Origin of the sequence: Nonomuraea helvata, from assembly GCF_039535785.1 — a bacterium.
GTDB lineage: Bacteria > Actinomycetota > Actinomycetes > Streptosporangiales > Streptosporangiaceae > Nonomuraea > Nonomuraea helvata.
This window is the reverse complement of sequence record NZ_BAAAXV010000008.1, coordinates 447,741-470,343: the sequence shown is the minus strand read 5'-3', so window position 1 is coordinate 470,343 and position 22,603 is coordinate 447,741. Positions and strand designations below refer to the sequence as shown.

Annotated in this window: 24 protein-coding genes, 3 tRNA genes and 1 pseudogene; 21 read left to right on the top strand and 7 right to left on the bottom strand. The window is 69.5% G+C overall.

Features of this window, described 5'->3' with window-relative positions:
• Window positions 1-90: 90 nt before the first annotated feature.
• Window positions 91-1,245: an ROK family transcriptional regulator gene (locus ABD830_RS29660; protein ID WP_344994417.1), complete on the top strand. Its 1,155-nt coding sequence runs from the start codon at window positions 91-93 to the stop codon at window positions 1,243-1,245.
• Here the strand turns inward: ABD830_RS29660 and ABD830_RS29655 are convergent.
• Window positions 1,242-2,135, bottom strand: coding sequence for a helix-turn-helix domain-containing protein (locus ABD830_RS29655; RefSeq protein WP_344994415.1), 894 nt, complete (start codon window positions 2,133-2,135; stop codon window positions 1,242-1,244). The two genes, ABD830_RS29660 and ABD830_RS29655, sit on opposite strands and share 4 nt — an antisense overlap.
• Window positions 2,136-2,170: 35 nt before the next feature.
• Here ABD830_RS29655 and ABD830_RS29650 point away from each other — a divergent pair, with 35 nt between their 5' ends.
• The 4 genes from ABD830_RS29650 (at window position 2,171) to ABD830_RS29635 (ending at window position 5,754) form a co-directional block, all read left to right on the top strand.
• Window positions 2,171-2,950 carry a phytanoyl-CoA dioxygenase family protein gene (locus ABD830_RS29650; protein WP_344994413.1) on the top strand — a complete coding sequence of 260 codons (780 nt, stop codon included), beginning with the start codon at window positions 2,171-2,173 and terminating at the stop codon, window positions 2,948-2,950.
• A gap of 302 nt (window positions 2,951-3,252) precedes the next feature.
• The gene (locus ABD830_RS29645) at window positions 3,253-4,821 is read left to right on the top strand and encodes a carboxylesterase/lipase family protein (RefSeq protein ID WP_344994411.1); all 1,569 of its coding nucleotides are present in this window, start codon (window positions 3,253-3,255) and stop codon (window positions 4,819-4,821) included.
• A gap of 21 nt (window positions 4,822-4,842) precedes the next feature.
• Complete coding sequence (locus ABD830_RS29640) at window positions 4,843-5,295, top strand: ester cyclase (protein WP_344994409.1); 453 nt, start codon at window positions 4,843-4,845, stop codon at window positions 5,293-5,295.
• Window positions 5,296-5,382: 87 nt separating this feature from the next.
• Window positions 5,383-5,754, top strand: a complete 372-nt coding sequence (locus ABD830_RS29635; RefSeq protein WP_344994407.1) for a DoxX family protein — start codon at window positions 5,383-5,385, stop codon at window positions 5,752-5,754.
• 38 nt (window positions 5,755-5,792) lie between these two features.
• Here the strand turns inward: ABD830_RS29635 and dusB are convergent, their stop codons facing one another.
• Window positions 5,793-6,905, bottom strand: coding sequence for a tRNA dihydrouridine synthase DusB (gene dusB / locus ABD830_RS29630; RefSeq protein WP_344994405.1), 1,113 nt, complete (start codon window positions 6,903-6,905; stop codon window positions 5,793-5,795).
• A gap of 79 nt (window positions 6,906-6,984) precedes the next feature.
• Between dusB and ABD830_RS29625 the strand changes: the two genes are divergently transcribed.
• The 5 genes from ABD830_RS29625 (at window position 6,985) to ABD830_RS29605 (ending at window position 8,408) form a co-directional block, all read left to right on the top strand.
• Window positions 6,985-7,620, top strand: a complete 636-nt coding sequence (locus tag ABD830_RS29625; RefSeq protein WP_344994403.1) for an ACT domain-containing protein — start codon at window positions 6,985-6,987, stop codon at window positions 7,618-7,620.
• 87 nt (window positions 7,621-7,707) lie between these two features.
• Window positions 7,708-7,779: transfer RNA gene (locus ABD830_RS29620), tRNA-Gly, on the top strand.
• A 16-nt stretch (window positions 7,780-7,795) separates the two neighbouring features.
• Window positions 7,796-7,869 (top strand) — tRNA-Cys (locus tag ABD830_RS29615).
• Window positions 7,870-7,871: 2 nt separating this feature from the next.
• Window positions 7,872-7,946 (top strand) — tRNA-Val (locus ABD830_RS29610).
• Window positions 7,947-8,024: 78 nt separating this feature from the next.
• Entirely contained in the window at window positions 8,025-8,408 is a 384-nt protein-coding gene (locus ABD830_RS29605) for a VOC family protein (protein WP_344994401.1), read from the top strand.
• A gap of 82 nt (window positions 8,409-8,490) precedes the next feature.
• On the opposite strand, the gene tnpA is transcribed toward ABD830_RS29605, so the two are convergent.
• Entirely contained in the window at window positions 8,491-8,847 is a 357-nt protein-coding gene (gene tnpA, locus ABD830_RS29600; RefSeq protein ID WP_344994398.1) for an IS200/IS605 family transposase, read from the bottom strand.
• Between the two features lie 83 nt (window positions 8,848-8,930).
• On the opposite strand from tnpA, the gene ABD830_RS29595 reads away from it, so the two are divergent.
• Both ABD830_RS29595 and ABD830_RS29590 read left to right on the top strand, forming a co-directional pair.
• A complete protein-coding gene (locus tag ABD830_RS29595; protein WP_344994395.1) occupies window positions 8,931-10,130 on the top strand; it encodes an RNA-guided endonuclease InsQ/TnpB family protein in 1,200 nt (399 codons plus the stop codon).
• 164 nt (window positions 10,131-10,294) lie between these two features.
• Window positions 10,295-10,561 (top strand): annotated as a pseudogene (locus tag ABD830_RS29590) (cytochrome P450); the annotation flags it as partial.
• Between the two features lie 59 nt (window positions 10,562-10,620).
• On the opposite strand, the gene ABD830_RS29585 reads toward ABD830_RS29590, so the two are convergent.
• Window positions 10,621-10,965 (bottom strand): VOC family protein, encoded by a 345-nt coding sequence (locus ABD830_RS29585; RefSeq protein ID WP_344994393.1) that lies wholly within the window; start codon window positions 10,963-10,965, stop codon window positions 10,621-10,623.
• An 82-nt stretch (window positions 10,966-11,047) separates the two neighbouring features.
• Window positions 11,048-11,542: a TetR/AcrR family transcriptional regulator C-terminal domain-containing protein gene (locus tag ABD830_RS29580; protein WP_344994390.1), complete on the bottom strand. Its 495-nt coding sequence runs from the start codon at window positions 11,540-11,542 to the stop codon at window positions 11,048-11,050.
• Here ABD830_RS29580 and ABD830_RS29575 point away from each other — a divergent pair.
• On the top strand, window positions 11,531-11,686 hold the full coding sequence (locus ABD830_RS29575) for a hypothetical protein (protein WP_344994387.1): 156 nt from the start codon (window positions 11,531-11,533) through the stop codon (window positions 11,684-11,686). The two genes, ABD830_RS29580 and ABD830_RS29575, sit on opposite strands and share 12 nt — an antisense overlap.
• A gap of 90 nt (window positions 11,687-11,776) precedes the next feature.
• On the top strand, window positions 11,777-12,790 hold the full coding sequence (locus ABD830_RS29570) for a LacI family DNA-binding transcriptional regulator (protein ID WP_378520972.1): 1,014 nt from the start codon (window positions 11,777-11,779) through the stop codon (window positions 12,788-12,790).
• Window positions 12,791-12,820: 30 nt separating this feature from the next.
• Here the strand turns inward: ABD830_RS29570 and arfA are convergent, their stop codons facing one another.
• Window positions 12,821-14,311, bottom strand: a complete 1,491-nt coding sequence (gene arfA, locus ABD830_RS29565) for an arabinosylfuranosidase ArfA (RefSeq protein ID WP_344994384.1) — start codon at window positions 14,309-14,311, stop codon at window positions 12,821-12,823.
• 211 nt (window positions 14,312-14,522) lie between these two features.
• Between arfA and ABD830_RS29560 the strand changes: the two genes are divergently transcribed.
• The 7 genes from ABD830_RS29560 to ABD830_RS29530 all read left to right on the top strand — a co-directional run bounded on the left by ABD830_RS29560 (window position 14,523) and on the right by ABD830_RS29530 (window position 21,845).
• Complete coding sequence (locus ABD830_RS29560) at window positions 14,523-15,854, top strand: extracellular solute-binding protein (protein ID WP_344994381.1); 1,332 nt, start codon at window positions 14,523-14,525, stop codon at window positions 15,852-15,854.
• Window positions 15,854-16,774, top strand: coding sequence for a carbohydrate ABC transporter permease (locus ABD830_RS29555; protein ID WP_344994379.1), 921 nt, complete (start codon window positions 15,854-15,856; stop codon window positions 16,772-16,774). The genes ABD830_RS29560 and ABD830_RS29555 overlap by 1 nt, the downstream gene beginning before the upstream one ends.
• Entirely contained in the window at window positions 16,771-17,604 is an 834-nt protein-coding gene (locus tag ABD830_RS29550; RefSeq protein WP_344994377.1) for a carbohydrate ABC transporter permease, read from the top strand. The genes ABD830_RS29555 and ABD830_RS29550 overlap by 4 nt, the downstream gene beginning before the upstream one ends.
• 104 nt (window positions 17,605-17,708) lie before the next feature.
• Window positions 17,709-18,536 (top strand): sulfotransferase family protein, encoded by an 828-nt coding sequence (locus ABD830_RS29545; protein WP_344994375.1) that lies wholly within the window; start codon window positions 17,709-17,711, stop codon window positions 18,534-18,536.
• Window positions 18,533-19,711 (top strand): glycosyltransferase family 4 protein, encoded by a 1,179-nt coding sequence (locus ABD830_RS29540; protein ID WP_344994373.1) that lies wholly within the window; start codon window positions 18,533-18,535, stop codon window positions 19,709-19,711. The genes ABD830_RS29545 and ABD830_RS29540 overlap by 4 nt, the downstream gene beginning before the upstream one ends.
• 133 nt (window positions 19,712-19,844) lie before the next feature.
• Window positions 19,845-20,723 carry a D-alanyl-D-alanine carboxypeptidase family protein gene (locus ABD830_RS29535; protein WP_344994371.1) on the top strand — a complete coding sequence of 293 codons (879 nt, stop codon included), beginning with the start codon at window positions 19,845-19,847 and terminating at the stop codon, window positions 20,721-20,723.
• Between the two features lie 63 nt (window positions 20,724-20,786).
• Window positions 20,787-21,845: a WD40/YVTN/BNR-like repeat-containing protein gene (locus tag ABD830_RS29530; protein ID WP_344994368.1), complete on the top strand. Its 1,059-nt coding sequence runs from the start codon at window positions 20,787-20,789 to the stop codon at window positions 21,843-21,845.
• A 107-nt stretch (window positions 21,846-21,952) separates the two neighbouring features.
• On the opposite strand, the gene ABD830_RS29525 is transcribed toward ABD830_RS29530, so the two are convergent.
• Window positions 21,953-22,582, bottom strand: coding sequence for an alpha-ketoglutarate-dependent dioxygenase AlkB (locus ABD830_RS29525; RefSeq protein WP_344994366.1), 630 nt, complete (start codon window positions 22,580-22,582; stop codon window positions 21,953-21,955).
• Between the last annotated feature and the right edge of the window lie 21 nt (window positions 22,583-22,603).

Sequence of the window (22,603 nt, the reverse complement as noted above, 5' to 3'; positions counted from 1 at the left end):
CTCGTAATAACGGGAGATGTGCGAGGCGTGCACACCAGTCGATCGCTGGCATAATCTGTGGTTACAGAGGAGACCTACTTAAGGATGGCGATGGCGGACGTTCGCGGCGGCGACCTGTCCCGGCTGCGGCAGCTCAACTCGCTGACAGCCATCCGGGAGCTGCGCAGGGCGGGCCCACTCACCCTGTCGGCGCTCGCCGAACGCACCGGCCTGTCCCGGCCGTCCATGAAGGAGGTCACCGACGAGCTCATGGAGCTCGGCTGGGTGGAGGAGGTGCCGCCGAGCCCCGGCAGCATGGGCCGGCCCGCCCGACGCTACCGCTTCCGCGCCGACAGCGGCTATCTGGTCGGGGTGGACATAGGGGGTCACAACATCCGCGCCGCGCTGTCCGACCTGGACGGCGAGATCCTCGCGGAGACCCGGCAGCCGGTGCTGCCCGACGCCCCGATCGAGGAGCGCCTGGCCGCGATCGAACGGGCCGTCTCCGGGTGCCTGGCGCTCAGCCGTACGTCGGTCTCCGACCTGTGGACGCTCTCGGTGGGCACCGTCGGCGTGATCGACGTCGAAGGACGCGTCATCTACTCGGCCGCCGTCCCCGCCTGGCGGGACCTCGACCTGGCGGGCAAGATGCGGGAGATGTTCCCCTGCCAGGTGCTCATCGAGAACGACAGCCGCCTGGCCGCCATGGCCGAGTCCAGGCGCGGGGTGGCCAAAGGCGCCAGAGACGTGGTGTTCCTGCACGTGGGGCGGCGCATGGGCGCCGGCCTGATCATCGGCGGGAAGGTGCACCGGGGGTTCGGGGCGGCGGCCGGGGAGATCTCCATGCTGCCCGAGGCCCGCTGGTTCGACGCTCCCGAGCACCTCAACACCTGCCCATCCGTCCCCGAGGGCACCCCGCCCGAGGACGCCGCCGGGTTCACGCTGGCCGCCGCGCGCAACGGGGATCCGGCGGCGATCGCCTCCGTCGAGCGGTACGTGGACGACCTCGCGGTGGGCACGGCTGCGATGGTGCTCATCCTGGATCCGGAGATGGTGGTGCTGGGAGGCGGGTTCTCACGGTCTGCGGACGTGCTGCTGGAGCCGTTGCGGGAACGCCTGGAGCGCACCTGCATGCGCATGCCGGAGGTCCGCGCGTCCACACTCGGGGACGAGTGCGTGGTGGTGGGAGCCATCGACTACGCCGTCGACCACCTGGACGACCAGCTCTTCACCCCGGACAGAGGCCCCCTCCCTGTCACCCGTTAACCGCTGCGGAGGCGGGCGCGGTAGTCGCGGGGCGGCAGGCCGTACTCGCGCTTGAACGCCCTGCTGAAGTGGAACGGGCTGACGAAGCCGGACGCCGCCGCCACCTGCCCCACGTCCAGGTCCGTCACCTCCAGCAGGCTCGCGGCGTGCCGTACCCGCGCCTCGCGGACGGCCTGCATCGGCGTGCGTCCGGTCTCGGCGGCGAACAGGTGGGCGAGGCGGGACGGCGAGAGTGCGACGGCGCGGGCCAGCGAGGCGACCGAGTGCGGCGCGCCGGGCTCGGCGGCGATGAGCGCGAGGACCCGGCGTACCCGCTCGTCGCCCTCGTCGGACCGGCGCGCCCCTTGCGGCCGGGCGGAAGCGGTGGCGAGCACGAGCACCTCCTCGACGGCGCCCAGCACCAGCTCCCTCGCCGCCCCCGCCACGACGACCGCGGGGCTCGGGGCCACGGACACGGGAGGAAAGGGCGCGTCGGGGACCCAGCGGGCGTCCTGGAGCGCCCGCCGGAACGCCAGCCCGATCCGCTCGTGCACGCCTGCCGGCACTCCCCCGACCAGGTGGCACCCGTCGGCGAGCGCGTACGGCCCCAGCCACGCCCCCCACGAGGGCCGCGGCTGGAAATGCACCCACCAGAAGCGCCACCGCTCCTCCCCCGGCAGCACCCGGTAGTGCTGCGACACCCCCGACCCCAGCACCACCAGATCCCCGGCCCGGGCCGCCGACGACACCCCGCCCTGCTCCACCAGCCCCGCCCCCGCCTCGGTCCACAGCAGCAGCCAGCTCGGGGAGCCGGTGGGGCGGCGCGTGGCGTAGCCGAGGGCCTTGTCGTAGTGGCCCACGATCGTCAGCTCGGCAGCAGGAACAGACAGGTCCTCAGCGGTCACAGGCATACCGTTCCACGATCCGGCTCCTTAGCGTGGAAGACATGAGGCTCAACGACTTCCACGATCAGGGATTCTTGCTGGTGCCCGGCCTCCTCGCTCCGGAAGAGGTGGCCGAGCTGCGCGAGGAGTTCATGGCGCTGCACGCCAGGGGACCCATCCCCGGGCATTTCTCCCCAAAGCCGCAGGAACCCGGCCAGCCGTACGACATTCTCCGTGACTACCCGCGGATCATGCACCCCCACCAGGTGAACGACCTGGCCCTGCGCTACCTGCTCGACACGCGCATCGCCGCGATACTCCGCGACCTCCTGGGCGAGGAGCCGATAGCAGCCCAGAGCATGTTCTACTTCAAGCCGCCGGGCGCCAGGGGCCAGGCGCTGCACCAGGACAACTTCTACCTCCGGGTCGAACCGGGCACGTGCGTGGCCGCGTGGGTGGCGCTCGACCGGGTGGACCGGGCGAACGGCGGCCTGGAGGTCGTGCCGGGGACGCACCTGATGGACCTGTTCTGCCCGGAGGAGGCCGACCAGGACATCTCGTTCACCAGGGAGTACGTCCCGCCACCCCCCGGCCTGGAGCGGGTGCCCGTGGACATGGACCCCGGCGACGTGCTCTTCTTCAACGGCAGCCTGGTGCACGGCTCGGAACCGAACAGCACGGCCGACCGCTTCCGGCGCAGCTTCATCTGCCATTACGTCGGCCGCTCGGCCGAGCGGATCGCCGAGTACTACCCGACCCTCACGATGTCGGGCGAGCCCGTCCAGCTGGAGACGGCTGTCGGCGGCGGCCCCTGCGGCACCGAGGCCACCGGCCCCCATTAGGAGGCTGCTTCAGCAGTCGGGTGAGGCGTCTCGACTGAGGGGCTGCACGGGCTCGAGAGATCTGAGCGATCCCGACGGTGACGTGGAAGCGAAACGGCCCGGGTGGGGTGGTCTTCGTCGGGTTCGACGACGACGAAGCTGTTGCCCAGGCACCGCAGGCAGCAGGTGCTCATCCGCATGTCCGGCCGGCCCACGGGCATGGCGTCGGGGTGCGCGGCGGCCGACGCCTACGACCGAGGGCGTAGTCGTGGGGACATCCGCGAGAGGATGCGGACCCGAGCAGAGATCGAGACGCTGATCTCATGCGAACGAAGCAGTTTCCGTTGCTGCTGTTGGCCGCCACCATGGTTCTCCTGCAAGGCTCAGCGCACGCGTATGCGGTGGAAGATCTCGATCAGGCCACTGTGCGCACCGCCCAGGGCACCCTACGCGGCGTCGTCGGCTCCGAAGCGCATACGTTCTTCGGTATCCCGTACGCGGCGCCGCCGACCGGTGCGCGGCGGTGGAGGCCGCCGGGTCCCGCGCCGGTGTGGGCAGGGGTGCGCGACGCCACCAAGCCCGGCAGCCCCTGCCCCCAACTCGACGGCAGCCCGCCCAAGGTGGTCGGCAGCGAGGACTGCCTCTTCCTCAATGTCACCACGCCTGCCACTCCCCCATCCGGAGCGCTTCCGGTCATGGTCTGGTTCCATGGCGGCGGGTTCGTGCAGGGCGCGGGCAGCGAATACGACCCGACCCGGCTGACCTCCCAGGGGGAGGTCATCACGGTGACCCTCAACTACCGACTGGGGGCGTTGGGTTATCTCGCCCACCCTGAACTGCAAGACCCCTATGCGGGCAACTACGCACTCGCCGACCAGCAGGCCGCGCTGCGTTGGGTGAAGCACAACATCGCCGCCTTCGGTGGTGACCCGGCCAATGTCACGATCTTCGGCCAGTCGGCCGGTGGCTTCAGCGTGTGCGCTCATCTTGGGGCCCCCGGATCGCGTGGTCTTTTCCACAAGGCGATCGTGCAGAGCGGTCCCTGCGGCAACACCTTCGTCACGCTCGCGCAGGCCCGCGCACGCGCCAGGAGGATCGCAAGCGACCTCGGCTGTACGACGCAGGTGATCAGCTGCCTGCGAGCCACGCCCGTGGCGGACCTGGTGCCCATCGGGTCCGACCGGGTCTTCACCGCGACCGCCCGCATCGGCGACCTGCCGTGGATCTTCACCGCAGGCACAGCCGCGCTTCCGCTACAGCCACTGGACGCGCTGCGCGGGGGACGCACGGCGCAGGTGCCCCTGATCCAAGGCGGCACCCGTGATGAGCTGCACCCCTTCGTCGCGGTGCAGTTCGACGCGCAGGGCCGGCCCGTGACGGCGCAGCAGTACCCGCAGATCCTCGCCGGCCTCTTCGGCGACGACGCCAAGGCCGTGCTCGATCGCTATCCGCTCAGCCGTTTCCCCACACCCAGCCTGGCGCTGGCCACCGCCCTCAGCGACTGGGGCCGTAAGCTCGGCACCTGCTCTCAACTTCCGGCAGCCGACGCGGCGGCCCGCCGTACACCCGTCTACGAATTCGAATTCGCCGAAGACTCTGGAGAGCAGATCGCCGGTCTCCCACTCGGTGCCGCGCACGGCAGCGACGTGCCTTACCTCCTGGACGGCCCCGGCGCGGAGCCCACGACCCCCGAGAGGCAGGCGTTGTCACGCGACATGATCGCCTACTGGACACGCTTCGCTGCGACCGGCAACCCCAACCGACCCGGCTTGCCGCATTGGCTTGCCTACCACCCTGGTGGAGCCGCGCTCTCGCTCACTTCCGGTTCAGACGGCATCCGACCGATCGACCTTGCCGCACGCCATGACTGCGTCTTCTGGAACGGCCGCTGAACGAAAGCGAAGGAGATCTCCGTGGACACGGGACATGCCTCCCAGACAACAAGCAACAAAGCAACGTTCAGCCGATTCCATGACGCTATCAACAGCGGCGATGCGGAGGTCATCTCGAAAACGATCGACGAGGTCGTCGCTCCGGACGTGCTGTTCCACACGCCGGAGCCCATCGATACGACGGGGGCGCAGGCACTCAAGCACGTGTGGGCGGTGCTCCTTCGCGCGTTCCCCGACGTTCACGTTGCGGTCGAGGATGTGATCGCGGAGGGGGACAAGGTCGTCTGCAGGAACACGGTTACCGGGACACACCAGGGCGAGTACCGGGGTCTCCCACCGACCGGCACATCCGTCACGTACCACGAGATCTTCATCTTCCGCCTCGCAGGCGGCCGAATCGCTGAGATCTGGGGGGGTCGTCGACGCCTTGTCCCAGCTGCGGCAGCTCGGCCTGGTTCCCGGGGCCTTCAATGACCACAGCAACGGAGAGCCTGGTGGTGGCAGGCCGGAATGACTCTTTGATGCCGACATCGACACCGACGACTTCAGGAAACCCCCTCAATGAATGTGTTCTTGTGGATGGTGCAGGCGATCCTGGCCGCCCTGTTCGCCATGTCCGGCCTGGTGAAGGTCCTCCGGCTGAAGGACAAGCTGGCCGGCAAGTATCCGTGGATGCAGGACTTCTCCCAGGCGACCGTGCGGTTCATCGGTGCGATGGAGGCGCTCGGCGCGATCGGGCTGGTCGTACCGGGCGTGACCGGAATCGCACCCGTCTTGACACCGATCGCCGGCACCGGGCTGGCGGTCATGATGGTCTTGGCGGCGGGCACACACATCCGCCGCAAAGAGCCGTCCGGAGTTGCGGTCAGCGCCATCCTGTTCATGCTCTCCGCGTTCGTCACCTGGGGCCGATTCGGCCCCTACGGTTGGTGACCGCCCCAAGGTGTGCCTCGGCGACGCCGGGCGGCGTGTCACCCCCCTGAGATGTCGGACTCGGCGTCACCGTCGGGGAGCGCGCAGTCCCAGGGGTCGTCCAGCCACCCGTCCGGGAGAAGCACCTTGGATCGCTCCCCCGACTTCCCCCGGGGCGTGTCCGTGTTCGGGGGCCACGGCTGATCGTGCTCCAGCTTCGCCAGCCCCTCGCGCAGCCTATCGAGCGACTCAGCCGTGGCCAGCTCCCGCCGCAGCTCGCTCCCGACCGTGAACCCCTTCAGATACCACCCGACATGCTTGCGGAAGTCGGCGACGGCGTACCGCTCGATGTCGAAGCACTCGGTCAGCCCCTCGGCGTGCCTGGCCATCACCTCGGCGACCTCGCCGAGCGTCGGCCGCGCCCGCTCGGGGCTGCCGTTGAACGCGTTCTCCAGGTCCTTGAACAGCCACGGCCGCCCCAGGCAGCCGCGCCCGACGACCACGCCGTCGCATCCCGTACGCGCCATCATCCGCAGGGCGTCGTCGGCGCACCAGATGTCCCCGTTGCCCAGCACGGGGATGTCGGCGACGGCCTCCTTCAGCCGGGCGATGGCCTCCCAGTCGGCCACGCCCCCGTAATGCTGCTTGGCCGTACGCGCGTGCAGCGCGATCGCCGCGACCCCCTCCTCGGCCGCGATCCGCCCGGCGTCGAGATACGTCAGATGATCGTCGTCGATGCCCTTGCGCATCTTCATCGTCACGGGCAGCGGCCCCGCGTTGGCGACCGCCTCCCGCAGGATCCGCCGCAGCAGATTCCTCTTGTACGGCAGCGCGGACCCGCCGCCGCGCCTGGTCACCTTGGGCACGGGGCAGCCGAAGTTCAGATCGATGTGATCGGCCAGGCCCTCCTCGGCGATCATCCGAGCCGCCCGCCCCACGACGCCGGGATCCACGCCGTACAGCTGTATGCTCCTGGGCCGCTCCGACTCCGCGAACCTGATCATCCGCAGCGTCTTGGGATTGCGCTCGACCAGTGCGCGCGTCGTGATCATCTCGCACACGAACAGCCCCGCGCCCTGCTCCCTGCACAGCACGCGGAACGGCGCGTTCGTGATGCCCGCCATCGGCGCGAGCACCACCGGCGGCCAAACCTCAATCGGCCCAATCTTCACTTCGACAGTTAACCGCAGGTCGGTCCGTAACGGGTATTCGCGGATAGGCTGTTATGCAGATCGTCGTTGGAGGGGACGGATGCTGCTTCGCGTGCGCCTGGCGCTGCCCGACAGGCCGGGGTCCCTGGCACAGGTGACCAAGGTCCTGGGCGTGGCGGGCGCCGACATCACGCAGGTGACCGTGCTCGACCGGGGCGCCGGCTCGGCCGTCGACGACATCACGATCTTCTGTCCGGAGAGCACGCCCAGGCAGGCTCTGGTCAAGAGCCTGGAGACGGTGGAGGGCGTCGCAGTCGAGGGCATCTGGACCACCAGGGAGGCCCCCGGCACGTACCCTGAGCTGGAGATCCTCAAGTACATCACCACGGCGGGCGACCGGGCGCTGACCACGCTCGTCGACTCGCTCCCCGTCCTCTTCAGCGCCGACTGGGCCGCCACGACGTCCGGCGATCGCGTCCTGTACGCGAGCTGGCGCGCCCCGAAAGACCTGACCGTCCCGGAGCAGACGCCCTCCCGCCCGACGGCCCTTACCCTCGAGGACGACCTCCACGCCATCCATGCCCCGCTGCCGCCTCTGGCCCTCTCCCTCATCCTGGCCCGCTCGGAGGGCCCGGCCTTCCACCGCATCGAGGTCCACCGGCTCACCCGCATCCTGGAGATCTTCCTCAGCCTGCCCGCCACGGAACGCAGCGTGACCCGGCAGCTTCGCAAGTAGGGCGCACTCCGCAACCTGCCGTGGACCGCTGAACGCGGCCTACGGTGAGCATCTGGTCGGCAAACGCGCTAGAGTTATCGAAGCAACGCGGAAGTGGCTCAGTGGTAGAGCATCACCTTGCCAAGGTGAGGGTCGCGGGTTCGAATCCCGTCTTCCGCTCGGAGAGGTTCGACTCGGTGGAGTGGCCGAGAGGCGAGGCAGCGGCCTGCAAAGCCGTCCACACGGGTTCAAATCCCGTCTCCACCTCCAAGGGACGATTAGCTCAGCGGGAGAGCGCTTCCCTGACACGGAAGAGGTCACTGGTTCAATCCCAGTATCGTCCACCAGGCTCCATAGCAGATCAGGCCAGACCTGATCAAAACGGTTGTACGCATACGGCTGTCGCGTTCAGGCAGAATGCCTGCATGGTCTCTGTAGTGCAGAATGTGGCGATCGATTGTGCGGACGCCTACGAACTCGCCCGGTTCTGGAGCGAGGTAACCGGCTGTCCCATGGATCCCGAGGCCCGGCCCGGGGATGAGGAGACGCAGGTCCTGCTGCCGCAGGGACCGCTGCTCTACTTCAACCAGGTGCCGGAGCCCAAGACCGTCAAGAACCGGCTCCACCTCTGCCTGCGTCCGGAGACCTCGCGCGACGAGGAGGTCGACCGCCTGCTGGGGCTGGGCGCTTCCTTCGTCACCGACCGCCGCAACCCCGATGGCACGGGCTGGGCCGTTCTCGCCGACCCCGAGGGCAACGAGTTCTGCGTCCTCCGCAGCGAGTCCGAGCGGGCGGCGACGACCCCGTAAGGCCGGTAACCATTGGGTTACCGAGCACTTCGCCCTGTTTGCCGGGAGATCACAACGGATATCTGATGAGGGCGCTTGTCGCTCAGTGGCCCTCCATCCAGGCAAAGGGTGTAGATGACAACAACCCTCCCTTCCTTCCCCGCTGCGAACGAACCGCCCCTCGACACCTGTGTCCGGCTCCGGGAAATCGGCCCGGTGGTCCAGGTGGAGTTCCCCGGTGCCGCATCCAGCGTGAGGACACGCCTTTGAGGCTGTTGACCAGCTTGGACAGCGCGATCTTGGGCGGGAAGTTCACCAGGAGGTGGACGTGGGTGGCCTCGCCGTTGAACTCGGCCAGTTCGGTTTCGAAGTCGGCGCAGACCGATCGCGTGATCTCATCCAGCCGGGTCAGGTGGGTGCCAGTGAAGACCGGATGCCGAAATTTGGTGACGAAAACCAAATGTGAATGAAGGGCGAAAACGCAGTGTCTGCCGGTTTTGGCATCGGTGAACTCGGCTATAAACCAACTCTAGAATGGGCCTCGTGCAGCTTCGGTACGCCTACCGGATCGACCCGACCCCCGCCCAGCGCATCGCGTTGGCCAAGGCGTTCGGGTGTGCGCGGGTGGTGTTCAACGACGCGCTCGCGCTGCGCAACCACGCCCACCAGGTCGGCCTGCCGTTCATCACCGATGCCGAGCTGTCCCGCCGGGTCAGCACGCAGGCCAAGCGGCGCCCCGAGCGGGCCTGGCTGGGCGAGGTGCCGGCGGTCGTGCTCCAGCAGGCCCTGTCCGACTGCACCACCGCGTTCCGCAACTTCTTCGCCTCGCTGTCCGGCAAGCGCCAAGGGCCGAGGATGGCCCCGCCCCGGTTCCGGTCCCGCAAGGACCGTCGGCAGGCGATCCGGTTCACCAAGAACGCCCGCTTCGCCGTCACCGCCTGCGGGAAGCTGCGCCTGCCGAAGATCGGGGACGTGAAGGTGCGGTGGTCGCGCCCGCTGCCCGCGCCACCGTCCTCGGTCACCGTCATCAAGGACGCGGCCGGCCGATACTTCGCCAGTTTCGTGGTCGAGGTGCGCGAGCAGCCGCTGCCCACCGCATCTGCCGAGACGGGGATCGATCTGGGGCTCGGCCATTTCGCCGTCCTGGCGGACGGCCGGAAGATCGACTCTCCGCGATTCCTGCGCCGCGAGGAGAAGAAACTCAAGAAACTCCAGAAAGCGCTGTCGCGTAAGCAGAAGGGATCATCGAATCGGGCCAAGGCCCGGGTGAAGGTGGCCCGCCAGCATGCGAAGGTCGCGGGTGCGCGCCGTGAGTTCCATCACCAGCTGTCCATCAAGATCATCCGTGAGAATCAAGCGGTGTTTGTGGAGGACCTGGCGGTGAAGGGGCTGGCGCGCACGAGGCTGGCCAAGAGCGTGCATGACGCGGGCTGGTCGTCGTTCGTGAGCATGCTGGAGTACAAGGCGAAGCTGTATGGCAGGCAGTTCGCCAAGGTCGGCCGGTTCTTCCCGTCGTCCAAGCTCTGCTCGGCCTGCGGGACTGTGGCCGAGACGATGCCGTTGAACGTGCGGGAATGGTCCTGCGCGTGTGGTGCCATCCATGATCGGGACGTCAACGCCGCGATCAACATTCTCGCCGCCGGACGGGCGGAGAGACTAAACGCCTGTGGAGGGCCGGTAAGACCACCGCTCGCGGCGGCACGGGCCGAGGAAGCAGGAAGCCGAGGAAGTGCCGCCGCATGACAGCGTGGCACAGGCCAGAATCCCCGGCGTACGCCGGGGAGCGCGTCAACGCCACTCGGTGATGATGACCAGCTTCCGGTTCACCGCGGAGGACGTGACCATCTCCGGCGTGCGCATCCCCAAGGGCAACGCGGTCGGCGTGGTCTACCAGTCGACCGGCATCGACCCACCCGGAGGAGTACGGCGACACCGCCGACCAGTTCGACATCACCAGGAAGCAGAGCGGGCACCTCGGGTTGGGCCACGGCCCGCGGTACTGCATCGGCGCGCCGCTGGCCCGGCTGGAGAGCCGGCTGGCTTTGGAGTCGCTCTACCGGCGGCTGCCGGAGCTCGGCCTGGCGATCGAGCCGGGTGACATCCCCTACTCCCCGTCGTTCTTCACGGTCGGACCGCTGTCCTTGCCGGTCCACCTCGGTTCCGCGAGGTCCTGACCTACCGTCGTCGATCCCGGTGGCCCGCGGTTCGCCGGGATCGACCACGCGCACGCCGGCTACTGGGCGGGGGCCTCCGCGAGCGACAGGCTGTTGCCGTCCGGGTCGAGGACGTCCACGTGGCGCACGCCGTTGCCGTAGGTCTCCACGGGCTCGTGCTCGATGCCGTACGCGGCCAGCCGGGCCAGGATGCCGTCGAGGTCGGTCACGCCGAGTGTGATCATGGTGCCGCCCACCCGCGCGGCTCGCATGTGCCGGTCGTCGATGACGACCCACGCGTTCTCACCGACCTGCCACAGGCACTCCTCGCCGATGATCTCGTCCGCCGGCCGCCCGAAGAACGCCTCGAACCACTTCTGCGATGTCGCCCGGTCACGCACGCACACGACGCTGTACAGGTCCACCGGAGCCGCTCCTTCCAGTCGTTTCGGGAGTGAGACCACCCCCGCGACCGAAACTCATCGGAGTGCTGGGAACGCCTTGCGATCAGATGTTAAGGCGGGTGGCGATGCCGTCGAGGAGGCAGTCGAGGCCGACGTCGAACTGCCATCGGGTGTCGTCCTTGCGCGTGGCGGTGCGCAGGTAGTGCTGGTAGGCGGGATAGCGGCCGGTCCGCATGTGCCAGGTCATGAGCGGGGCCAGCTCGGTCCGTAGTTCCTCCCCGCTGGACAGGTTCTGCTCGCTCATGAAGGCGCTGACGGCGCTCTCGTAGCTCATGGCGCCGTGCACGTACGCGTCCACGCTGCGGAAGACGCTCATCCTGGTGTCAGCGTCCAGGCCGAGGCCGTCGAGCACTGCCAAAGCCTCCTCGGCCACGGCCATCCGGCTGGGCGTGAGGGCGAGCTTGGCCTGTGGCGGGAGCTGGGCCAGCCATCGGTGGTCCAGCATCAGCTCGCGCGTGCGTACGGCGAGCGCGCGCAGGCTTTCCCGCCAGCCGAGGCCGCGGGGCAGGCGCAGGTCGGCGTAGACATGGTCGACCATGAGTTCCAGCAGGTCGTCCTGGCCCGCGCGTTCCCGATCCACGACATCCAGCTCAGCAAGGTCGGTCTGGACTACTTCGACGCTTGGCTCGAGGAGGAGACCGACTACGCCCGCATCCTGGCGGGCGATTCCGTCGATCTCTAGAGTGATCATTGGAGCGCCCGAGCCTCGTTTGTTGATCCGCGCGTTCAACGCCTTTGGCTGTTAGCGTTATCGGTGAGGGGGTGAGCCTCGGTGAGATCCAGGGACGGCAGGCCCGCAGTGCTCATGGACGTCGCCGTGCTCGCCGGCGTTTCCGCCATGACCGTCTCGCGCGTGCTCAACGCGCCCGACCGGGTGAGGGCCGAGACCAGGGCCCGGGTGCTGGCCGCCGTGCGCGAGCTCGACTACCGGCCCAACCAGGCGGCGCGGCAGCTCGTCACCGGGCGGTCCGGGGTGCTGGGCGTCGTCAGCATCGACACCACCCTGTACGGCCCCGCCTCCACCCTCTACTGCATCGAGCAGGCCGCCAGGAACGCCGGGTTCAACGTGAGCATCGCCAGCCTGCCCTCGCTCAACCGCAGGTCGATGGAGGAGGGCGTGGAACGGCTGCGCGCCCAGGCCGTCGACGGGGTGATCATCGTGGCGCCGCACGAGTCGGCCGCCGACGGGCTGCGGCATCTGCCGCCCGAGATGCCGGTGGTCGCGGTCGACGCCGGTGACGACATCCCCGTGCCCGTGGCCAAGGTCGACCAGCGGGCCGGGGCCGTACGCGTGACCAGGCACCTGCTCAGCCTCGGCCACCGGACCGTGTGGCACGTGGCGGGGCCGGTCGACTGGCTCGACTCCAACGGCCGCATCGAGGGGTGGCGCCAGGTGCTGGAGTCCGCGGACCGACCGGTGCCCGAAGTGCTGCGCGGCGACTGGAGCTCGCGCTCCGGCTACCAGCTCGGGCGGGAGCTCGCCCAGGATCCCGAGGTCACCGCCGTGTTCGTGGCCAACGACCAGATGGCGCTCGGCGTGCTGCGCGCCCTGCGCGAGGCCGGGCGGCGCGTGCCCGAGGACGTGAGCGTGGCCGGGTTCGACGACATCCCCGAGTCGGCCTACTTCTGGCCGCCGCTGACGACCGTACGGCAGAACTTCGGCGAGGTCGCCAGGCACGCCTTCCACCTGCTGCTCGACCGGATGGCGGGCACCGAGCCCGACCGGCGGCGGCTGGTCGAGCCCGAGCTCGTGGTGAGGGAGAGCACCGGCCCCGCCCCTGGCTGAGCGCCCCCGCCTCTGGCCGATAGCCCTCTCTCAGCCCAGTCGGATCACGTTCCACGAGACCGGGGGCAGGAGCACGCGGGCCGGGTCGTGTTCCACGTCCGCGTTGGGCCGGGGTGCGACCCGGTCCGGGTCGTCGGCCGTGTTCCGGGCGTACACGTCCGTGTGCGTCAGGGTGGTGGCCTCGAGGATGCGCGCCCCTCCGAGCGCCCGCGCGTCGATCTCCAGGGAGAGCGGCCCGTCGGTCGAGCGGTTGACGGCGAACAGCGTCGTCCCCTCCTCCGAGTGCGTGGCCACCGCGTGCAGCAGCGGCACCTCGCCGTACTCGGCCGTCTCGTACGACGGAGAGACCGACTCCACCCGCAGCACGTCACCGGCCGCGAGCCGGGACGCCTGCGCGAACGGGTGGAACGTGGTCTGCCGCCAGGCCCGCCCGCCCGGCTCCGTCATGATGGGTGCGATCACGTTCACCAGCTGGGCCAGCGACGCGGAGGTCACCCGGTCGCTGTTGCGCAGCAGCGTGATCAGCAGCCCGCCGAAGGCGACGGCGTCGGCCAGGTGGTAGTGGTCCTCCAGCAGCGGCGGCGCGACCGGCCAGTCGGCGGGCGGCGCGGCGTTCTGGAAGCGCGACAGGTACCAGACGTTCCACTCGTCGAAGGAGATGTCGATGCGCTTGCGCGACTTCAGCCGGGCCCCGACGTGGTCGGCGGTGGCCACGACCGAGCGGATGAAGTACTCCATGTTGGTCGAGCAGGCCAGGAAGCTGCCGAGGTCGCCGTCCTTCTCCTCGTAGTAGGCGTGGCAGGAGATGTAGTCGACCAGGTCGTACGTCTCCTCCAGCACCTCGGCCTCCCACGTGCCGAAGGTCGGCATCGACGAGCTCGAGCTGCCGCAGGCGACCAGCTCCAGCGAGGAGTCCACCATGCGCATGGCGCGGGCGGTCTCGGCGGCGAGCCTGCCGTACTCGCGGGGGGTCTTGTGCCCGGTCTGCCAGGGGCCGTCCATCTCGTTGCCCAGGCACCACATCCTGATCCCGTGCGGATCCTTGGAGCCGTTGGCGGCGCGCAGGTCGGACAGCGCGGTGCCGGACGGGTGGTTGCAGTATTCGAGCAGGTCGAGCGCGGCCTCGATGCCGCGGGTGCCGAGGTTGATCGCCATCATGGGCTCGACGCCGGCCTTGCGGCACCAGCGTACGAACTCGTCGACGCCGACCTCGTTCGTCTCGGTGCTGTGCCAGGCCAGGTCCAGGCGGTGGGGGCGGCTCTCCCGAGGGCCGATGCCGTCCTCCCAGCGGTAGCCGGAGACGAAGTTGCCGCCGGGGTAGCGGACCGTGGACACGCCCAGTTCCCTCGTCAGCTCGAGCACGTCGCCGCGGAAGCCGTCGGCGTCGGCCGAGGGGTGGTCCGGCTCGTAGATGCCGGTGTAGACGCAGCGCCCGAGGTGTTCGACGAACGTGCCGAAGGTGCGCCGGCTCACCGGGGCGACCTTGAACGCGGGATCGAGCGTGAGTTTTGCCTGATGCACGGAGGGGTCTCCTGGGTTTCGCGGGCGTTACGTGATCCGAATTGTTAGCGATAACAAGGAGGCCGGTCAAGCGCGAAGCGCCAGGTCGCCCCGGCAGCCGACGGTCTTGACAGGAAACTTGTTACCGCTAACACTCGGGTAACCCCGACGTAACACCAGCTTCCGGCCCCCTGAAAACCAGCCCAGCGACGGCTCGTAGGAAGAGGCCACCGTGCAAGATCCTCCCGACATCTCCCGCAGGCTCCTCCTCGGCGGCACCCTCGCGCTCGCCGGCGCCGCCGCCGCAGGATGTGCGATCCCGATGGGGCTCGGCTCGTCCCAGACCCGCGTCAAGTACTGGCACTTCCTCGGCGCGAGCGACGGCATCATCATGAACAAGATGGTCCAGGCGTTCGCCAAGGACAATCCTGAGATCTTCGTCGAGGAGAACGTGCTCGCCTGGGGCGAGCCGTTCTACACGAAGATCGCGATGGCCGGCTCCGGCGGCCGCTCCCCCGACCTGGCCACCTTCCACCTGGCCCGGCTGGCCGGGATCGGCGCCGGCGCGACGCTCGACCCGATCAACGTCAAGCTGCTGGAGGAGAACGGCCTGACGGCCGCCGACTTCAGCCCGCCGATCTGGGAGCGCGCCCACATCGACGGGGTGCTGTACGCGATCCCGTTCGACGCCCACCCGATGGTGCTGTACTACAACACCGAGATCTGCGGCAGGGCGGGACTGCTCGGCCCCGACGGCAAGCTCAAGCCCACCAACGGCGTCGACGAGCTGATGGCCGCGCTGCGCAGGACCAAGGACGCCATGGGGGGCAAGCCGCCGCTCGCCTTCGACGCGCTCGGCCTGGGCACGGTCGGCCCCTGGCGGGTGTGGTGGACCCTCTACGCGCAGAGCGGCGGCGCCCTGCTCTCCGCCGACAACACGAAGATCGCCATCGACGACGCCAAGGCCCTCGAAGTCCTCCGGTTCATGCAGCAGCTCGGCAAGGACGGGCTGCTGGACTGGCGCACCGACTACGGCGCGTCCGTGGCCAACTTCACCAACGGCCAGGCGGCGTTCCTGTGGAACGGCGACTGGGAGACCACGGGGCTCAAGGAGCGCAAGACGCCGTTCAGCATGACCCGCTTCCCCAGCGTCTTCGGCACGGGGGCGGCGCAGGCCGACTGCCACTCGTTCGTGCTGCCGCACCAGCGCAACCGCGATCCCGAGGTCGAGCGGGCCACGTACCGGTTCATCGCCTACCTCGTCAAGAACAGCGCCGACTGGGCGGTCGCCGGTCACGTGCCCGCCTACCTTCCGGCGCTCAAAGAGCCCGACTATCTCAAGCTCGAGCCCCAGTCGGAGTACCGCTCGGTCATCACCGAGGTCGCGCTCGATCCCCAGGTGTGGTTCGCCGGCTCGGCCTCGCGGCTGTGGATCGAGTTCGGTCAGGCGTTCTCCCCGGTCATCGGCGGTCAGCACACCCCGGAGGAGGGCCTGGCCACCGCCAAGGCCGCGCTGAACCGGCTCCTGTCCGCCCCGAACCCCTTCCCCGACCAGGAGCGATGATGACGACCACCGTCGCCGCCCCCGCGGCCGCCGCCCCCGTCACCGAGGCCAAGGTCCGGCGCGGCTGGACGCAGCACGGAATGCTGTTCGTCGCGCCCTTCCTGCTGATCTACGTGGCCTTCCTGGTCTGGCCGGTGCTGCTGGGCCTGCGGATGAGCCTGTCGAGCGTCAACGTCGCGGGCACCAACAACCACTTCATCGGTTTCGGCAACTACGCCGAGGCGTTCAGCGACCCGCTCATGTGGCACTCGCTCTGGAACACCGTGGTCTTCACCGTGCTGAGCACGATCCCGCTGGTCCTCCTGGGCCTGGTGTTCGCGCTGCTGGTGCACAACCTACGGTTCGTGCAGTGGCTGTGGCGCCTGTCGTTCTTCGGGCCGTTCCTGCTGCCGTCGGCCGTGGTGTCGATCCTGTGGCTGCAGATGATCTACCCGCCCGGCTACGGCCTGATCAACGGCACGCTCGGCACGGACGTCCCCTGGCTGACCGACACGTCCACGGCCATGCTGTCCGTGGTGCTGACCACGGTCTGGTGGACGGTCGGCTTCAACTTCCTGCTCTACCTGGCCGCCCTGCAGTCGATCCCCCAGCACCTGTACGAGGCCGCCGCCATCGACGGCGCCTCGGCCTGGCAACGGCTGCGCTCCATCACCCTGCCGCTGCTCGGCCGCACGACCGCGCTCATCGTGGTGCTGCAGCTGCTGGCCTCGCTCAAGGTGTTCGACCAGATCTATCTCATGACGGCCGGCGGTCCCGAGAACTCCACCAGGTCGATCATCGAGTACGCCTACGACATGGGCTTCACGGGGTACCGCACCGGCTACGCGTCGGCGGTGTCGTACATCCTGTTCGTCCTCATCGTCATCGTCTCCCTGGTGCAGCTCCGGCTGTTCCGCAAGCGCGCGGAGGTCTCGTCATGACCAAGCGGTTCAGCCCCGGCCAGCTCGTCCTGATGGTGGTGGCGCTGGCGTTCGCGGTCATCTGGCTGGCCCCCATCGCCTGGGCCGTCGCCACCTCCCTCAAGCCCGAGTCGGAGACCACGAAGATCCCGCTGCAGTGGTTCGGCAGCGAGCTCACCTTGGACTCCTACCGGCTGGTCCTGGGCACGGGCGGCATCGTCAAGTGGGCGATCAACTCCACGGTCACCTCGTTGGTCGTCACGTTCCTGACCGTGCTGTTCTCGGCGATGGCGGCCTACGGGTTCGCGCGCACGCAGTTCAAGGGGCAGCGGGGGCTGCTGGCGGTGATCCTGGCCGGGATCATGGTGCCGCCACAGGTGCTGATGGCGCCGCTGTTCGCGGAGATGGTGGCGCTCGGGCTGGTCGACACCTGGTGGTCGATCATCCTGCCGCAGGTGGCCGCGCCGCTGATCGTGTACATCCTGTACAAGTTCTTCCAGGACGTGCCGCCCGAGCTGGAGCAGGCGGCGTTCGTGGACGGGGCCGGGCGCTGGCGGGTGTTCTTCACGATCGTGCTGCCGCTGTCGCGTCCCGTGCTGGCCGCGGTGTCGATCTACACGTTCATCGGGAGCTGGAACAACTTCCTCTGGCCCTTCCTCGTCTCCACCGACCCGAACACCATGACGCTGCCGGTCGGCCTGGCCAACGTGGTGCAGGGGACGTTCGGGCTGCGGTACGCGCAGATCATGGCTTCCGTGGTCCTGGCCGGGCTGCCGCTGCTGGTGATCTTCGTGCTCTTCCAGCGTCAGATCGTCCGCGGCGTCGCGCATACAGGCCTCGCCGGCCAGTAGTGTGATTCATCCCTTAATTTCCTGGCATTGCGCGCTCTTTACCATTGCCAGGGAATTGCCAGGAACTGTCGGTAGTCTGCCTCGGCATGAACTGGCAGCGCACAATGAACAAAGCGTTGGTCAGGTTCACCGGATTCCAGATCGAACGGGTGGGGAAGGCTCCCTCTTCCCCGCCCGTCCCCGAGATCAGACCGCCCGCGGATCCGCTAACCGACCGGCTGCTCGAAGCCCCTGTGTTCCTCCTTTCGCCCGTCCGGTCCGGTTCGACGCTCCTTCGCGCGATACTGAACGCCCACTCCGCCCTGCACGCCCCGCACGAGCTCCACATACGCCGCCTCCGCGTACAGTTCGCCACAAACCTCGCCTCCAAGGCGATGACCGCGCTCGGGCACAACCAGGCCGACCTCGAGCACCTGCTGTGGGACCGCGTCCTGCACAGAGAGCTGGTACGCAGCGGCAAGCGGTTCGTCGTGGACAAGACGCCCGCCAACGCGTTCGCCTACGAGCGCATCGCCACCTGCTGGCCCGACGCGCGCTTCGTCTTCCTGCTGCGCCACCCCGCCTCGATCGCCACGTCGTGGCACGAGGCCGGCCCGGACAGGCGCACCCCGGAGGCGGCCGCGCTGGACGCGCTCCGCTACATGAAGGCCGTCCAGCGGGCCAGGTCGGCGCTGCCCGGCCTGACCGTCAGGTACGAGGAGCTGAGCGCGGAGCCGGAGCGGGTGACCCGCGAGATCTGCGCGTTCCTCGGGCTCGAGTGGGAGCCGCGGATGCTCTCGTACGGCGAGCAGCCGGTCCTGGAGAAGGGCCTCGGGGACTGGCGCGAGAAGATCCGGTCCGGCACCGTCCAGCCCCCACGCGAGCTTCCCTCCGAGGACCAGATCCCGGACGTGCTGAAACCCATCTGCCGGACCTGGGGGTACCTCGCGTGAAGATCCGCTATCTGATGCTGCACGCCTACGGCATGGGCGGCACCATCCGCACCGTCGTCAACCAGGCCAACGCGATGGCCGCGGCCGGCCACGACGTCGAGCTGGTCAGCGTGGTACGGCGGCGCGACAACCCGCGGTTCACGCTCGACCCGCGGGTCCGGATCACCGCCCTGGTCGACCAGCGCGGCGGCACCCGGCCGGACTCGGTCGGGCGCCGGGCCTGGCGCCGGGTACGCGGCAAGATCGTGCCGCGTGGCGAGTTCGCGGCCGACTACTTCACCGAGCGGGTGGAGTGGGCCGCCATGGAGTACGTCTCCCGGCTGCGCGACGGCATCCTGGTGACCACCAGGCCCGCCCTGAACCTGATCGCCGCCCGCCGCGCCCCCGGGAACGTCGTCAAGGTCGCCCAGGAGCACATGAACCTGTCGGCGTACCCCGACAGCATCCGCAGGGAGATCGCCCGCCACTACGGGCGGTTCGACGCGGTCACCGTGCTGACGCGCACCAACCGGCTCGAGTACCAGCGCCTGCTGCCCAAGACCCCCATCGTGCAGATCCCGAACGCGGTCGACCGGGTCGACCAGGAACGTTCCCAGCAGGTCAACCCCGTCGTGGTCGCGGCCGGCCGGCTGGTGCCGCAGAAGGGCTTCGACCTGCTCATCCAGGCCTTCGCGCAGGTGGTCCAGGAGCATCCGGACTGGCGGCTGCGCATCTTCGGCACCGGGCCGCGCAGGAGCCAGCTGGAAGGGCTCGTCGCGCAGCACGGGCTGGGCGGGCACGTGGAGCTGCCCGGCCGTACCGAGCGGCTGGACAAGGCACTCGCGGCCGCCTCCGTGTACGCTCTGAGCTCGCGTTTCGAGGGCCTGCCGATGGTCATGATCGAGGCCATGACACACGCGCTGCCGGTGGTCGCGTACGACTGCCCGACCGGGCCGCGCGACGTGCTGACGGACGGCGTGGACGGCTTGCTCGTGCCGGCGCGCGACGTGGACGCGCTGGCCGCGGCGCTGAGCCGGGTCATCGGCGACCGGGAGCTGCGGGTGCGGATGGGGAAGGCGGCGGTCAGAGCGTCGCGTGCGTACGCTCCGGAATTGGTGATGCCATTGTGGGAGGATTTGTTCTCAGAGCTGCTGGCGGGTGAAAGAGTGGCCGACAACTTCTGGAGCGCTCACTGACAGCGCTCAGGACATAGCCAGGAAAAGATTTACCTACCGATTCCTCCGGCTGTATCGGCGTTTCCGCATGCCCTTTCGCAAAATTCCCCTCATTTCGACTAAAGCATGCTAAAGGGCACGGCAGCCTGGGTGAATGCGTATCCGGAAAGCCCGCCTGGCCGCCGTGGGAGGCGCGCTCGCCCTCGCCACGGGGCTCGCCGCGCCCGCGTATGCCCAGGTTTCCGCCCCTGCCGTGGCCACCGTCCGGCAGCAGGCACCCGCGGTGTACGCCAACGCCGCGTACCTGATGGACGCCTCGTCCGGCAAGGAACTGTTCGGCAAGAACGCCGGCGAGCGCCTGCCGATCGCCAGCGTCACCAAGACCATGACCGCGTACCTCGTGATGAAGACCGCCAAGCCCACGGACGTGGTGCAGATCAAGCGGGAGGACGTCCAGTATGCCGAGGACGGCGGCGGCACCACCGCCGACCTGCAGCCCGGCGACCGCATCCCCGTCGGCGAGCTCCTGTACGGCCTGATGCTCCCCTCGGGCGCGGACGCCGCGCACGCGCTGGCCCGCACGTACGGGCCCGGCGTCAAGGGCTTCGTCGCCAAGATGAACGCGACGGCCCGCGAGCTCGGCATGAAGGAGACCGAGTACGTCAACGCCGACGGCCTGCCCACGCCGGACGGCGACGGCTACTCCACGGCCCACGACCAGACCGTGCTGGCGGCCAAGGCGCTGCAGGTGCCGCTGATCAAGCAGGTGGTCGGCACCCGGTACCACTCGCTGGACGCCAACGGGGAGCACGGCACGTACGGCTGGCGCAACACCAACCGGCTGCTCGGGACGCCCGGTGCGATCGGGGTGAAGACCGGGTTCACCCGGGCGGCGGGGTACACGCTGGCGTTCGCGGGCGAGCAGGACGGCCACACGCTGGTCGGCGTGCTGCTCGGCGAGTCCGACTCCAGCCGCCGCTTCGACACGGCGGAGGCCCTGCTGTCGTGGGGCGCGGCCCGCGCGGCCGCCTGACCGGGGTTCTCAAGGTCGTCCTGGCCATGGACGGTGTTGATCCTTTGGGCTAGTTTGCCCGACATGAAGCTTCGATTCGCGTTAGGCGCGCTGTCAGCGGCGGCCGTCGTACTCGCCGCCGCGCTCCCCGCCCACGCCGGGACGCCCCGGCTCTCCTGGGAGCTCAAGGAGACCGGGGTGACCGCGCGCCTGCGCGGCCTGTCGCCCGTCAGCCGCGACGTGGCCTGGGCCTCCGGCTCGGGCGGCACCGTGCTGCGGACCGTGGACGGCGGGCGCAGCTGGGAGAACGTCTCACCGCCCGACACCGCCGCGCTCCAGTTCCGCGACATCGAGGCCTTCGGCGCGCGCCGGGCCGTGGCGCTGTCCATCGGCGAGGGTACGGACTCGCGCGTCTACCGGACTGAGGACGGCGGGCGCACCTGGGCGGAAGCGTTCAGGAACGACGAGCCGAAGGCGTTCTACGACTGCCTCGCCTTCTTCGACCGGCGGCACGGGCTGGCCATGAGCGATCCCGTGGACGGCAGGTTCCGCATCCTGGCGACGGAGGACGGCGGGCGGAGCTGGCAGGTACTGCCCGCCGACGGGATGCCGGAGGCGCTGCCGGGCGAGGCGGGCTTCGCGGCGAGCGGGCAGTGCCTGGTCACGGCGGGCGGCCGGGACGCCTGGCTGGCCAGCGGCGGGGCGGAGCGGTCACGGGTGTTCCACTCGGGCGACCGCGGGCGCACCTGGACGGTGGCCGACACCCCGATCCCCGCTGGGGACGCGGCGCGCGGCGTGTTCGGCCTGGCCTTTCGCGACCGCCACCACGGCATCGCGGTCGGCGGCGACTACCGGCCCGACCAGCCGTCCCCCAGCGCGGGCGCGGTGACCGCCGACGGCGGCGCCACCTGGCGGCCGGCCACCACGCCGCCTCCCGCGTACCGGTCGGGGGTCGCCTGGCTCCCGCACCTGCCCTTCGCGGCCATCGCGGTGGGGCCTTCCGGCAGCGATGTCACGTGGTCGGGCGGGCGGAGCTGGGAGACGTTCGACAGCGGTTCCTTCGACACGGTGTCGTGCACCCCTGACCTGACGTGCTGGGCCTCGGGCGAAGGGGGCCGCGTCGCCCGCCTGACCCTGAGGTAACCGCAGCCTCGGCCCCGCGCCGCCGCCCTCGGGCGCGGGCTCGCGTCGTCGGCGGACTCGAGCGTGGGGCGTCGGCGCGCGACGTGCCCGGAACCCTGAGGGGGCCGTCAGCGAACCCCGCGGGGCCGGAACTGGATGCTGATGCGCGGCCCCGTGGGCCGGGCCGTCTTCGGGATCGCGTGCTCCCACGTACGCTGGCAGCTCCCGCCCATCACGATCAGATCCCCATGCCCCAGATCGCGCCGGATGGACGGCCCGCCGCCGCGCGGGCGGAGCAGGAGCGGGCGGGGATCGCCGACCGAGACGATCGCCACCATGGTGTCCTCGGTGCCGCCCCTCCCGATCGTGTCGCCGTGCCAGGCCACGCTGTCGCGGCCGTCGCGGTAGAAGCAGAGCCCGGCCGTACGGAACGGCTCCCCCAGCTCCTCCTCGTAGTGCTCGTTGAGCGCGCGCCTGCAGTCGTCGAGCACCGGATCGGGCAGGGTCTCGTCCTCGTCGTAGAACTTCAGCAGCCGCGGCACGTCCACCACCCGGTCGTACATGTGCCGCCGCTCGGCCCGCCACGGCACCGTCTCGGCCAGCCGCTCGAACAGCGTGTCCGCCCCCGACAGCCAGCCCAGCCGCAGGTCGATCCAGGCGCCGCGGTCGAGGTGCGTCCTGCGGACCGTGTCGCCGAGCGGCCCGACCCCCAGCTCCTCGTCCAGGCCGAGCAGAGATGCTTGGAACGGGGCATTCATGGTGTCGAGTCTATGCCATGG

Excerpts from the sequence above, each read along its gene's own strand:
- ABD830_RS29660 (WP_344994417.1), top strand. The coding sequence starts at position 91 with ATGGCGGACGTTCGCGGCGGCGACCTGTCCCGGCTGCGGCAGCTCAAC.
- ABD830_RS29655 (WP_344994415.1), bottom strand. The coding sequence starts at position 2,135 with ATGCCTGTGACCGCTGAGGACCTGTCTGTTCCTGCTGCCGAGCTGACG.
- ABD830_RS29650 (WP_344994413.1), top strand. The coding sequence starts at position 2,171 with ATGAGGCTCAACGACTTCCACGATCAGGGATTCTTGCTGGTGCCCGGC.
- ABD830_RS29645 (WP_344994411.1), top strand. The coding sequence starts at position 3,253 with ATGCGAACGAAGCAGTTTCCGTTGCTGCTGTTGGCCGCCACCATGGTT.
- ABD830_RS29635 (WP_344994407.1), top strand. The coding sequence starts at position 5,383 with ATGAATGTGTTCTTGTGGATGGTGCAGGCGATCCTGGCCGCCCTGTTC.
- ABD830_RS29625 (WP_344994403.1), top strand. The coding sequence starts at position 6,985 with ATGCTGCTTCGCGTGCGCCTGGCGCTGCCCGACAGGCCGGGGTCCCTG.
- ABD830_RS29605 (WP_344994401.1), top strand. The coding sequence starts at position 8,025 with ATGGTCTCTGTAGTGCAGAATGTGGCGATCGATTGTGCGGACGCCTAC.
- ABD830_RS29575 (WP_344994387.1), top strand. The coding sequence starts at position 11,531 with ATGGTCGACCATGAGTTCCAGCAGGTCGTCCTGGCCCGCGCGTTCCCG.
- ABD830_RS29580 (WP_344994390.1), bottom strand. The coding sequence starts at position 11,542 with ATGGTCGACCATGTCTACGCCGACCTGCGCCTGCCCCGCGGCCTCGGC.
- ABD830_RS29555 (WP_344994379.1), top strand. The coding sequence starts at position 15,854 with ATGACGACCACCGTCGCCGCCCCCGCGGCCGCCGCCCCCGTCACCGAG.
- ABD830_RS29550 (WP_344994377.1), top strand. The coding sequence starts at position 16,771 with ATGACCAAGCGGTTCAGCCCCGGCCAGCTCGTCCTGATGGTGGTGGCG.
- ABD830_RS29545 (WP_344994375.1), top strand. The coding sequence starts at position 17,709 with ATGAACAAAGCGTTGGTCAGGTTCACCGGATTCCAGATCGAACGGGTG.
- ABD830_RS29535 (WP_344994371.1), top strand. The coding sequence starts at position 19,845 with ATGCGTATCCGGAAAGCCCGCCTGGCCGCCGTGGGAGGCGCGCTCGCC.
- ABD830_RS29530 (WP_344994368.1), top strand. The coding sequence starts at position 20,787 with ATGAAGCTTCGATTCGCGTTAGGCGCGCTGTCAGCGGCGGCCGTCGTA.
- ABD830_RS29525 (WP_344994366.1), bottom strand. The coding sequence starts at position 22,582 with ATGAATGCCCCGTTCCAAGCATCTCTGCTCGGCCTGGACGAGGAGCTG.